General features: G+C 70.7%; 10 protein-coding genes. All 10 read left to right on the top strand.

The genetic code is table 11. The annotated features are described in order from the left end of the window. Positions 1–13 precede the first annotated feature (13 nt). Entirely contained in the window at positions 14–403 is a 390-nt protein-coding gene (locus IEZ27_RS23015) for a hypothetical protein (protein ID WP_189649132.1), read from the top strand. Between the two features lie 92 nt (positions 404–495). Then, the gene (locus IEZ27_RS23010; RefSeq protein WP_189649131.1) at positions 496–759 is read left to right on the top strand and encodes an SAV_915 family protein; all 264 of its coding nucleotides are present in this window, start codon (positions 496–498) and stop codon (positions 757–759) included. Next, positions 756–2,129 carry a diaminopimelate decarboxylase gene (gene lysA / locus IEZ27_RS23005; RefSeq protein WP_229824250.1) on the top strand — a complete coding sequence of 458 codons (1,374 nt, stop codon included), beginning with the start codon at positions 756–758 and terminating at the stop codon, positions 2,127–2,129. The genes IEZ27_RS23010 and lysA overlap by 4 nt, the downstream gene beginning before the upstream one ends. Before the next feature lie 237 nt (positions 2,130–2,366). Then, a complete protein-coding gene (locus IEZ27_RS23000) occupies positions 2,367–4,277 on the top strand; it encodes an APC family permease (protein ID WP_189649130.1) in 1,911 nt (636 codons plus the stop codon). A gap of 252 nt (positions 4,278–4,529) precedes the next feature. Next, positions 4,530–4,619, top strand: a complete 90-nt coding sequence (gene kdpF, locus IEZ27_RS22990; RefSeq protein ID WP_125636045.1) for a K(+)-transporting ATPase subunit F — start codon at positions 4,530–4,532, stop codon at positions 4,617–4,619. Then, the gene (kdpA, locus tag IEZ27_RS22985) at positions 4,619–6,280 is read left to right on the top strand and encodes a potassium-transporting ATPase subunit KdpA (protein ID WP_189649129.1); all 1,662 of its coding nucleotides are present in this window, start codon (positions 4,619–4,621) and stop codon (positions 6,278–6,280) included. The genes kdpF and kdpA overlap by 1 nt, the downstream gene beginning before the upstream one ends. A gap of 1 nt (position 6,281) precedes the next feature. Then, positions 6,282–8,384 carry a potassium-transporting ATPase subunit KdpB gene (kdpB, locus tag IEZ27_RS22980; protein ID WP_189649128.1) on the top strand — a complete coding sequence of 701 codons (2,103 nt, stop codon included), beginning with the start codon at positions 6,282–6,284 and terminating at the stop codon, positions 8,382–8,384. Continuing rightward, positions 8,385–9,209 (top strand): potassium-transporting ATPase subunit C, encoded by an 825-nt coding sequence (locus tag IEZ27_RS22975; protein WP_189649127.1) that lies wholly within the window; start codon positions 8,385–8,387, stop codon positions 9,207–9,209. A 1-nt stretch (position 9,210) separates the two neighbouring features. Beyond that, the gene (locus tag IEZ27_RS22970; protein ID WP_189649126.1) at positions 9,211–11,754 is read left to right on the top strand and encodes a DUF4118 domain-containing protein; all 2,544 of its coding nucleotides are present in this window, start codon (positions 9,211–9,213) and stop codon (positions 11,752–11,754) included. After that, positions 11,751–12,419, top strand: a complete 669-nt coding sequence (locus IEZ27_RS22965; RefSeq protein WP_189649125.1) for a response regulator — start codon at positions 11,751–11,753, stop codon at positions 12,417–12,419. The genes IEZ27_RS22970 and IEZ27_RS22965 overlap by 4 nt, the downstream gene beginning before the upstream one ends. The last annotated feature ends 23 nt before the right edge of the window (positions 12,420–12,442 follow it).

Genomic DNA, 12,442 nt, shown 5'->3' with positions numbered 1-12,442 from the left:
GAACGGAGGGATCATGCGGACGAGTCGGCCGCTGGAATTTCTGATCGTGGGCGGGTTCGTGTTGTCTGTTTCGGCCTGCGCCGCAGTGTCCCTGGTGCTGCCCGGCGACGCGGTCACGCTCCGGGTCGTCGTGATGGGCGCGGTCGTCCCGATCTACTCGTTCTGGTCCCGCAGCGCGGTCGCCGGGCCGGCCACCGCGGTCATGAGCTGGTTCTTCGCCACGGGTTTCCTGGTCAACGGCGCCGGGGAGCTGACCTTCGCGAGCGCCGACGTGGTGCGGGCGCTCGTGTTCCTCGCTCTCGGGTTCGCCGGAGGTCTGCCGGTGTTGTCGCGTTCGCGGGCAGGCAGCCTGTTCGGGCCCGTCCGTACGGGGACGGCGTCAATGTCACGTCAGAATTCCTGAGGTCCGCGTCTGAATCGCGTAGTGATCGCAGAGTATCGCTGGAGACGGTTCTAGCGTCTTTCCTGTTCGGCTTTTTCGCTGGAAGGAAACAGATGCCAGAACCTCGATTCTTCGTCCCCGTCAGGGCGGGCGCGTACGCCATGGGCCTGCGGCTGTTCCGTACCGCGTCGGGCGAGCGGACGGCGGTGGCCTTCTCCTCGCCGCTCAAGCTGGCCAAGGTGCTCGGGCCGCAGGAACGGTGGGTGGTGCTCACGGTTCCGGCGTTGCGGAGCATGATCGCCGGCCTGGACGTCACCGGCGTCGTCGTCGATCCCGCGGGCACGATGAACGGCCCCGCGGCGAAGCAGGTGGCATGATGTGCCTCCTCCAGCAGGACCAGGCGGGAGTCCTCCAGCAGGACCAGGCGGGAGTCCTCCAGCAGGACCGGGCGGGGCAGGAGACGGCGGAGCCCTGGTCGTCCACCACCCGCCTCCGGCCGGTCGCCCGCACCGGGGACGTGCCCCTCATGGACATCGTGCAACGCCACGGCACCCCCGCGTACGTCATGGACGAGACCGACGTACGCGAACGCTGCCGCGCCTTCCGCGCCGCGCTGCCGGACGCCGACATCCTCTACGCCGCCAAGGCGTTCCTGTGCCGCGCGATGGCCACCTGGATCCGCCAGGAGGGGCTGGGACTCGACGTGTGCTCCGGCGGCGAGCTGGCCGTCGCCCGCTCGGCCGGCTTCCCGGCCGAGCGAATCGTCTTCCATGGCAACGCCAAGACCCCTCGGGAACTGCTGGAGGCGGTCGAGTACGGCGTGGGTCGCATCGTCGTCGACAACCTCGCCGAGATCACCCGGCTCGCCGCGCTGATCCCGCCGGGCCGGCGTCAGCAGGTCCTGCTGCGCGTCGTCCCGGACGTCGAGGCAGGCGCCCATACGGCGATCCGTACGGGCGGCGAGGACCAGAAGTTCGGCCTGTCCATCGCCTCGGGGGACGCGGCCGAGGCCGTGTCCAGAGTGCTGGCCCGGCCGGAGCTGCGTCTGGTCGGCCTCCACTGCCACCTGGGTTCCCAGATCCGCGCGGCCGAGCCGTACGAGCGGGCGGCCCGGGTCATGGTGGAGCAGCTCGCCCACGTACGGGACACGTACGGGATCGTCCTCCCCCAGCTCGACCTGGGCGGCGGCTTGGGGATCGCGTACCTGGAGGACGAGCGCGGCCTGACCCCCGAGGCGTTCGCCGGGACGGTGCTCAAGGCGACGCGGGACCGCTGCGCGGCCCTGGACCTCCCCATGCCCCTGCTGGTCATCGAGCCGGGACGGTCGATCAGCGGCCCGGCGGGGCTCACCCTGTACCGGGTGATCGCGGTCAAGCACACCCTCACCCGCACCTTCGTCGCGGTGGACGGCGGGATGAGCGACAACCCGCGCCCCTCCCTGTACGGCGCGCGCTACACCGCCCGCCTGGTCGGCCGCCGGTCGGCCGCGCCCGCCCGGCAGGTCACCCTGGCCGGGCACCACTGCGAGGCGGGCGGCGTGATCGCCGAGAGCGTCGCGCTGCCCGCGGACGTCCGGCCGGGCGACGTCGTCGCGGTGCCGGCCACCGGCGCCCACCACCACTCGATGGCCTCCACCTACAACCTGACCGGCCGCCCGCCGGTCATCGCGGTGGCGGACGGCGCGGCACGGGTCGTGGTACGCCGCGAGGACATCGACGACCTCCTGCGCCGGGACGTGGGCCTGTGACCCGGACCCGGCCCGAGGCGGTGGGACCGTGACGCGGATCCGGCCCGAGGCGGTGGTGCTGCTCGCCCTGATCGCCCTCGTGGCGTTGATCACCCTCACCTGACCCCGGGTGCCGCCGTCCCACGCACACATACGCATCCATACGTTTTCTTGACGCCTCAACCCAGCCAAACCGCCCCAAACCGTCAGTAGGGTGCGATGCGTATTTACGCCGCCTTGACGGAGGGACAACCGGAAATGGTGCTGGCGAAACGGCCGGCGGCTACGGAAGGAACACTGCGTTCCTGGCTCCTCCAGGGCCTGCAGACCGACCGCAGGCAGATCGAGCACGGCCCCCACGTCAAGCACCCGTGGTGGCGGGTGATGTGCCTGACCGGCGTCGACTACTTCTCCACCCTGGGCTACCAGCCGGGCATCGCCGCCCTGGCCGCCGGGTTCCTGTCGCCCCTGGCCACGCTCTTCCTGGTGGCGCTCACCCTGCTGGGCGCGCTGCCGGTCTACCGCCGGGTCGCGGCCGAGAGCCCGTACGGCCAGGGCTCGATCGCGATGCTGGAGAAGCTCGCCCCGCAGTGGTGGGGCAAGTTCTTCGTGCTGGCGCTGCTCGGGTTCGCGGCGACCGACTTCGTCATCACCATGACGTTGTCGGCGGCCGACGCCACGGCGCACATCCTGGAGAACCCCTTCGTGCCCGACTTCCTGGCCGGCCGGCGGGTGATCGTCACGCTGGTGCTGCTGGCCGGGCTCGGCGGGGTGTTCCTGATGGGCTTCAGCGAGGCGATCGGCATCGCGGTGCTGCTCGTCCTCGTCTATCTCGGCCTGAACGCGGTCGTCGTCGCCACCGCCGTCGTACGGGTCGTCCAGGCGCCGCAGGTGGTCGTGGACTGGCAGCGTGCCCTGAGCCTCGACTTCAGCAGCCCGCTCACCATGATCGGGTTGTCGCTGCTCGTGATGCCCAAGCTGGCGCTGGGCCTGTCGGGGTTCGAGACCGGCGTGGCGGTGATGCCGGTGGTCAAGGGCGAGGTCGGGCAGCGGGTCAAGGGCACCAAGCGGATGCTCACGGTCGCGGCGTTGATCATGAGCGTGTTCCTGATCTTCTCCAGTTTCGTCACCACCGTGCTGATCCCGCACGAGGAGTTCGAGGAGGGCGGCAGGGCCGGCGGCCGGGCCCTGGCCTATCTGGCGCACGGCTACCTGGGCGACTGGTTCGGCACCGTCTACGACGTCTCCACCATCACGATCCTGTGGTTCGCCGGGGCGTCGGCCATGGCGGGCCTGATCAACCTGGTTCCGCGCTACCTGCCCCGCTACGGCATGGCGCCGGAGTGGACCGGCGCGGTCCGGCCGCTGGTGCTGGTGTTCTCCGTGATCGCGTTCGCGATCACGATCATCTTCGACGCCGACGTGGATGCCCAGGGAGGCGCGTACGCCACCGGCGTGCTGGTGCTCATGTTGTCGGCGGCCGTCGCGGTCACCCTGTCGGCGCGCAAGAAGCGGCAACACCGGGCCACGGCCGGCTTCGCCGTGATCACGGCGGTGCTGGTCTACACGCTGGTCGACAACGTGATCGAGCGGCCCGACGGCGTGAAGATCGCCTCGTTCTTCATCGCGGCCATCGTCGTCACCTCGCTGATCTCGCGCGCCACCCGTTCCACCGAGTTGCGCGTGACCGAGGTGCGCCTGGACCCGCTGGCCGAGCAGTACGTCAACGACGCCTGCGGAGACCTCCACCTGATCGCGAACGAGCCCCACCAGCGCGACCAGGACGAGTACCACGACAAACTCCGCGAGACCTGGCTCAACCACCGCCTGCGCAGCTCGGAGCCGGTCCTGTTCGTGGAGGTCTCGGTCCCGGACGCCTCCGAGTTCGAGACCGAACTGCACGTCAAGGGCGAGGAACGCTACGGCCACCGCATCCTCACCATCGAGAGCTCGGCCGTGCCCAACTCGCTCGCGGCGCTCCTGCTCCACCTGCGCGACCGGACCGGCTCGGTGCCGCACATCTATTTCCACTGGACCGAGGGCAATCCGGTCGTGGCGATGCTGCGCTACCTGGTCTTCGGCGGCGGGGACGTACCGCCGCTGACCAGGGAGGTGCTGCGCCAGGCGGAGCCGGACCTGGAACGCCGGCCGCACGTCCACGTGGGCTGAGCCGGGCCGAATCGGGCTGTCCCGACGTGGCGCGTATGGATCGCGTCAAGAATCAGGACCCCGCCGTAGGGATGCCGTCAAGAAAGGCTAAACGGGGCTTTTTCCGGGTTTTCCTTGGTCTGGAACCGCTCATTCCGGGCGGTAAGGAATGTTCCAGAGCTGAGGAGTGGGGATGGCAGACGTCATCTTCGTCGCCCTGACGATCGCGGTGTTCGCGATCTTCGGGCTCGTGGTGAAGGCGGTGGAGCGCCTGTGAGCGCGATCAACGCCACCGGTCTCGTGGTGGTCGCGGCGCTGGTGATCTTCATGGTCGCCGCCCTGCTGTTCCCGGAGCGGTTCTGATGAGCACGACCGTCGCAGGTTTGATCTTCATCGCCTCCCTGATCGCCGCGCTGGCGCTGGTGCACAAGCCGTTCGGCGACTACATGTTCCGCGTCTACTCCACGACGAGGCACAACGCGGCCGAGCGCGGGATCTACCGGCTGCTCGGGGTGCGCGCCGACGCCGAGCAGAGCTGGCCGGTCTACGCACGCAGCCTGCTGGCGTTCTCGGCCGTCTCCGTCCTGGTCGTGTACGGCCTCCAGCGCCTCCAGGACAAGCTGCCGCTCAGCCTGGGCATGGCGCCGGTCACCGACCACATCGCCTGGAACACCGCGATCAGCTTCGTGACCAACACCAACTGGCAGGCGTACTCGGGCGAGACCACGATGGGCCATCTGACCCAGATGGCCGCCCTGGCCGTGCAGAACTTCGTCTCGGCGGCCGTCGGCATGGCGGTCGCGGTGGCGCTCGTACGCGGATTCGCCCGCCGTAAGTCCGGCACGATCGGCAACTTCTGGGTGGACCTGGTCCGCGGCGCGCTGCGCGTTCTGCTGCCGATCGCCTTCGTGGGCGCGCTGGTGCTGGTGGCCGGCGGCCTGGTGCAGAACTTCTCCGGCGTGCACGAGGTGACCACGCTGACCGGCGGCACGCAGGGCATCACCGGCGGCCCGGTGGCCTCCCAGGAGGTCATCAAGGAGCTGGGCACCAACGGCGGCGGCTTCTACAACGCCAACTCCGCCCACCCGTTCGAGAACGCCACGAGCTGGACGAACTGGTTCGAGATCCTCCTGATCCTGGTGATCCCGTTCTCGCTCACCCGTACCTTCGGCCGGCTGGTCGGCCAGGTCCGGCAGGGGTACGCGATCCTCGCCGTGATGGGCGTCATCGCGCTGACCAGCGTGATCCTGACCAACGTCTTCGAACTGTCCGGCAACGCCACGGTCCCGCAGGCCGTCGGCGCCGCTATGGAGGGCAAGGAACTGCGGTTCGGGGTGTCCAACTCCGCGACGTTCGGCGCGGCGACCACGCTCACCTCGACCGGAGCGGTGAACTCCTTCCACGACTCCTACACGCCGTTCGGCGGCATGATGACGATGTTCAACATGATGCTCGGTGAGGTCGCGCCCGGCGGCGTCGGCGCGGGCCTGTACGGCATGCTGATCCTCGCCGTGATCACGGTGTTCGTGGCGGGCCTGATGGTCGGCCGTACCCCCGAGTACCTGGGCAAGCGCATCGGGGCGCGTGAGATCAAGCTCGCCTCCCTGTACTTCCTGGTCACCCCGGCCCTGGTGCTCATCGGCACCGCCGCCGCGATGGGCTCGCCCGAGCAGCGCGCGAGCATGCTGAACGGCGGCCCGCACGGCCTGTCGGAGGTCCTCTACGCCTTCACCAGCGCCTCCAACAACAACGGCTCGGCCTTCGGCGGCCTGACCGTCAACACCCCGTGGTACGACGTGGCGCTCGGCCTGTGCATGGTCTTCGGCCGGTTCCTGCCGATCATCCTGGTGCTGGCCCTGGCCGGGTCGCTGGCGGCGCAGTCGCCCGTCCCGGCGGGCGCCGGCACGCTGCCCACGCACCGGCCGCAGTTCGTCGGCATGGTCGTCGGCGTGACGGTGATCCTCGTCGCCCTCACCTTCCTCCCGGCGCTCGCGCTCGGCCCGATCGCAGAAGGACTGTCCTGACATGTCAACCCCCGTACTGGACAAACCCGCCGCGCGGCGGGACGGCCGCGTGGGCGGCGGACTGCTGGACCCCCGGCAACTGGTCAGGGCGTTCCCCGACGCCGTCAGGAAGCTGAACCCGGCCACGTTGTGGCGCAACCCCGTCATGCTGATCGTCGAGGTCGGCGCGGTGTTCACCACCGTCCTGGCGATCGTCGAGCCGTCGTTCTTCGCCTGGGCGACCGTCGTGTGGCTGTGGCTGACCGTGGTCTTCGCCAACCTGGCCGAGGCCGTCGCCGAAGGGCGCGGCAAGGCGCAGGCGGCGACGCTGCGCAAGGCCAAGACCGACACCCAGGCCCGCCGCCTGCGCGACGGGAGCACGGGTGAGTGGGACGCGGTCGGCGCGCCCGACCTGCGGCAGGGCGACCTGGTGGTCGTCGAGGCGGGCGAGGTCATCCCCGGCGACGGCGACGTGGTCGAGGGCATCGCCTCGGTGGACGAGTCGGCCATCACCGGCGAGTCCGCGCCCGTCATCCGCGAGTCCGGCGGCGACCGGTCCGCGGTGACCGGCGGCACGAAGGTGCTCTCCGACCGGATCGTCGTCAAGATCACCCAGAAACCCGGCGAGAGCTTCATCGACCGGATGATCGCCCTGGTCGAGGGCGCCAACCGGCAGAAGACGCCGAACGAGATCGCGCTCAACATCCTGCTGGCCGCCCTGACGATCATCTTCCTGGTCGCCACCGTGACCATGCAGCCGCTGGCCATCTACTCCAAGCAGATCAACCCCGGCGTCCCCGACTCGATCGCGCTGGACGCGAACGGCGTCACCGGCATCGTCCTGGTGTCGCTGCTGGTCTGCCTGATCCCGACGACCATCGGGGCACTGCTGTCGGCCATCGGCATCGCCGGCATGGACCGCCTGGTGCAGCGCAACGTCCTGGCCATGTCGGGCCGGGCCGTGGAGGCGGCCGGGGACGTGTCCACGCTGCTGCTGGACAAGACCGGCACGATCACGCTGGGCAACCGGCAGGCGGCCGAGTTCGTCCCCGTGGACGGGATCACCGAGGCCGAGCTCGCCGAGGCCGCCCAGCTTTCCAGCCTCGCCGACGAGACCCCCGAGGGCCGCTCGGTCGTGGTGTTCGCCAAGGAGCACTACGGCCTGCGCGAACGCGAGATCCACGGCGCCGAATGGGTGCAGTTCACCGCGCAGACCCGCATGTCCGGCGTGAACCTGGACGGCCGCGAGGTCCGCAAGGGCGCGGCCACCGCGGTCATGAAGTGGGTACGCGACAACGGCGGCCACCCCACCGACGACGTCGGCCACATCGTGGACGGCATCTCCGCCTCCGGCGGCACCCCGCTGGTCGTGGCCGAACGGGGCCGCGTGCTCGGCGTCATCCACCTCAAGGACGTCGTCAAGCAGGGCATGCGCGAACGATTCGACGAGATGCGCCGCATGGGCATCCGCACCGTCATGATCACCGGCGACAACCCGCTGACCGCCAAGGCCATCGCCGACGAGGCCGGCGTGGACGACTTCCTGGCCGAGGCCACCCCCGAGGACAAGCTCGCGCTGATCAAGAAGGAGCAGGAGGGCGGCCGGCTGGTCGCGATGACCGGCGACGGCACCAACGACGCCCCCGCCCTGGCCCAGTCGGACGTCGGCGTCGCCATGAACACCGGCACCTCGGCCGCCAAGGAGGCCGGGAACATGGTGGACCTGGACTCCAACCCGACCAAGCTCATCGAGATCGTCGAGATCGGCAAACAACTGCTGATCACCCGGGGCGCGCTGACCACGTTCTCGATCGCCAACGACATCGCCAAGTACTTCGCGATCATCCCGGCCATGTTCGCGGCCGTCTACCCCGGCCTGGACGCGCTCAACGTCATGCGCCTGGCCAGCCCCCAGTCGGCGATCCTCTCTGCGGTGATCTTCAACGCGATCATCATCGTCGCCCTCATCCCGCTGGCCCTGCGCGGGGTGCGCTACCGGCCCTCCAGCGCCTCCAAACTGCTCTCCCGCAACCTGTACGTCTACGGCCTGGGCGGCATCGTCGCCCCCTTCGTCGGCATCAAAATCATCGACCTGCTGATCCAGTTCCTTCCGGGGATGTCTTAAATGGAACGCCTGCCAAGCTGGGTCCGCCAGCATCTCGCCGCGTTGCGCGCGGTCGCCGTCCTGACCGTGCTGCTCGGCATCGTCTACCCACTGGTCACCACCGGCGTCGCCCAGGCGCTGTTCAACGGCCGGGCCAACGGCTCGATCGTCGAAGGCGGTCATGGCAGTGCCCTGATCGGCCAGTCCTTCACCGACAAGGACGGCAATCCGGTCAGGACGTACTTCCAGTCCCGCCCGTCGGCCGCCGGCGACGGCTACGACCCGACCGCGTCCGGGGCCAGCAACCTCGGCCCCGAGGACGTCGTGGACGTGCTGCCGGGCGCGGGCGAGGAGGGCAGGCAGTCGCTGCTCACCCGGGTCTGCGCCCGTTCCAAGGCGGCCGGCGAGCTGGAGGGCGTCAGCGGCGCCCGCCCGTACTGCACGGCCGACGGGGTCGGCGCGGTGCTGAAGGTCTTCCCCGGGCGGGTCGTCAGCGTCAACCAGGCGTGCCCGGCCGTCCCGTTCGTCGCCACGTACCAGGGTGTCAAGGTCGAGTGCGGCAGGCCGGGCGAGGACTACGCCGCCGGGCGCACGGTCCCCGTCCGGGGGAACACGACGGCGGTCGTCCCCGCCGACGCGGTGACCGCCAGCGGCTCCGGCCTCGACCCGCACATCTCGGTCGCGTACGCCGAGCTCCAGGCGCCCCGCGTGGCCCGCGAGCGCGGCCTCGACCGGGCCGCCGTGGAGCGGCTCATCAAGGAGCACACCACCGGCCGCGTCCTCGGATTCATGGGCGAGCCCGCGGTCAACGTGCTCGAACTCAACCTCGCGCTCGACAAGGCATGAGGTGAGGGGCCGGCTGCGGGTCTACCTCGGGGCGGCGCCCGGGGTCGGCAAGACGTACGCGATGCTCGGCGAGGGCCGCAGGGCCCGCGAGCGCGGCCGGGACGTGGTCGTGGGGTTCGTCGAGACCCACGGCCGGCCCCGCACCGCCGCCCTGCTGGAGGGCATGGAGGTCATCCCCCGCAAGACCCTCCGGTACCGCGGCACCACGTTCACCGAGCTCGACACCGAGGCCGTGATCGCCCGCAGGCCGAAGGTGGCGCTGATCGACGAGCTGGCCCACACCAACGTGCCCGGCTCCGCGAACGTCAAGCGCTGGCAGGACATCGACGAGATCCTGGACGCCGGCATCGACGTGATCTCCACGGTGAACATCCAGCACCTGGAGTCGGTCAACGACGTCGTCCAGGAGATCACCGGCGTGCCGCAGCGCGAGACCGTGCCCGACGAGGTCGTACGCCGGGCCGACCAGATCGAGCTGGTGGACATGTCGCCCGAGGCGCTGCGCAGGCGGATGGCCCACGGCAACGTGTACGCCCCCGAGAAGGTCAGCGCGGCCCTGGCGAACTACTTCCGCGTCGGCAACCTCACCGCCCTGCGCGAACTGGCGCTGCTGTGGGTGGCCGGCAAGGTGGACGACCAGCTCGACCGCTACCGCGCCGACCACGGCATCGCCACCACATGGGAGACCCGCGAACGTGTCGTCGTCGCCCTGACCGGCGGCCGCGAGGGCGACACGCTCGTCCGGCGGGCCGCCCGCATCGCCGCCCGTACCAAGGGTGCCGACCTGCTGGCCGTGCACGTGACCAGCGCCGACGGGCTGGCCGGGGCCGATCCGGCCAGCCTGGCCCGCCAGCGCACGCTGGTGGAGGACATGGGCGGCACCTATCACCAGGTCGTCGGCGACGACGTCCCGCGGGCGCTGCTCGACTTCGCCCGCGGCGTCAACGCCACCCAGCTCGTGCTCGGGGCGTCGCGCAGGGGGCGGTTCGCGCAGATCTTCTCCCGGGGCGTCGGGGTGGAGACGACCGCGCGGTCCGGCTCGATCGACGTCCACATGATCACGCACGAGGAGGTCAAGAAGGGCCGGCGGCCGGCCCGGTCGCGGGCCGCGCTCACCCGTGCCCGGCGCACGACCGGCTGGGTGCTGGCGGTGGCCGGGATGCCGCTGCTGACGGCCGCGCTGTGGCCGTTCCGGGACCTGCTGTCGTTGCCCAGCGAGATCCTGTTCTTCCTGTGCCTGACCGTCGGGGTGGCGCTCGCGGGCGGCATGTGGCCGGCCATCACCGCGGCCGTCGGCGGGTCGCTGCTGCTCAACTGGTTCTTCACGCCGCCGGTCGGCGAGTTCACCATCGCCGCGCCGGAGAACCTGTTCGCGCTGGTCGTGTTCGTGCTGGTGGCGGCCGCGGTGAGCACGATCGTGGACATCGCCGCCCGCCGTACGAGGGAGGCGGCGCGGGCCGGCGCGGACGCCGAGCTGCTGTCCACCATGGCCGGCCACGTGCTGCGCGGCGAGGCCGCGGTGCCGTCGCTGCTGGAGCGCATGCGCGAGACGTTCGGACTGACCTCCGTCACCCTGCTGGAGCGGCAGCCCGAGGCCGCGCGCATCCCCGACCACCAGTCCGACCCGGACGCCTGGCGGATCGTGGCCACCTCCGGCGGCGCCCCCGCCACCTGTCCGGGACGCTCCGACACCGACGTGGTCATCGACGAGGAGCTGGTCCTGGCCGCCAAGGGCGCGCCGCTGGAGGCCGCCGACCGTACGGTGCTGGAGGCGTTCGCCGCCGAGGCCGCCGTCGCGCTGCGCCAGGAACGCCTGCAACAGGAGGCCGAACGCGCCCGCCCGCTGGCCGAGGCCGACCGCATGCGCACCGCGCTGCTGGCCGCCGTCAGCCACGACCTGCGTACGCCGCTCGCCTCCGCCAAGGCCGCCGTCGAGAGCCTGGGCAGCACCGAGATCGCCTGGTCGGAACGGGACCGGTCCGAGCTGCTCGCCACCGCGGAGGAGTCGCTGGACAAGCTGGACCGGCTGGTGGCGAACCTGCTGGACATGAGCCGGCTGCAGGCGGGCGTGCTCGGCGTGAGCGCGCAGCCGCTGGCGCTGGAAGAGGTCGTGCCGAGGGCCGTCGACGATCTCGGACCGCTGCAGGCTCGCATCGAAGGCGACATCTCCGTCGAGCTGCCGGACGTCCTGGCCGATCCCGCGCTGCTCGAACGGGTCCTGGTCAACCTCATGTCCAACGCCGTGCGCTACAGCCCGCCCGACCGGGCCGTACTGATCACCGCGAGCGGGCACGGCGACCACGTCGAGATCCGGGTGATGGACCGCGGGCCCGGCATCCCGGTGGAGGCGCACGACCGGGTCTTCCAGCCGTTCCAGCGGCTCGGCGACCGCGACAACCACTCCGGCGTCGGGCTCGGGCTCGCCCTGTCGCGCGGGCTGGCCGAGGCCATGGGCGGCACGCTCGTACCCGAGGAGACGCCTGGCGGCGGTCTCACCATGATCCTCACCCTGCCCATCGCCACCTCCCGGAGGGTGACCCCGTGACCCACATCCTCGTCGTGGACGACGAGCCGCAGATCCTGCGCGCCCTGCGCATCAACCTGGCCGCCCGCCACTACGACGTCACCGTCGCCGCCGACGGCGCCGCCGCGCTCAGGGCCGCCGCCGACGCCGCCCCGGACCTGGTCATCCTCGACCTCGGCCTGCCGGACCTGGACGGCGTGGAGGTGATCCACGGCCTTCGCGGCTGGAGCAGCATCCCGATCATCGTGCTGTCCGGCCGGGCCGGGAACCAGGACAAGATCGAGGCCCTGGACGCCGGCGCCGACGACTACGTCACGAAACCGTTCGGCATCGACGAGCTGCTGGCCCGCGTACGGGCGGTGACCCGGCGCACCGCCATCCAGGAGGCCGAGCTGGCGAGCATCCGGCTCGGCGACCACGTCATCGACCTCACGAACAAGACGATCTCCAGCAACGTACGGCTGACGCCGACGGAGTGGCACATCCTCGACCTGCTGCTGCGCCATCCCGGCAAGCTGATCAGCCAGCGCCAGGTCCTCACCGAGGTGTGGGGCGCCAGGTTCGTCAAGGAGACCCACTACCTGCGCCAGTACATGGCCCAGATCCGCCGCAAGCTCGAACGCGACCCGGCCCGCCCGGTCCATCTGATCACCGAACCCGGGATGGGCTACCGCTTCAGACCGTGATCCGGCTCCTCGCCGTTCAGGGC

The organism is Nonomuraea spiralis, from assembly GCF_014648435.1.
In the GTDB taxonomy this organism is placed as follows: domain Bacteria; phylum Actinomycetota; class Actinomycetes; order Streptosporangiales; family Streptosporangiaceae; genus Nonomuraea; species Nonomuraea spiralis.
The sequence above is the reverse complement of the archived record's forward strand: the minus strand, read 5'-3'. Positions and strand labels throughout refer to the sequence as shown.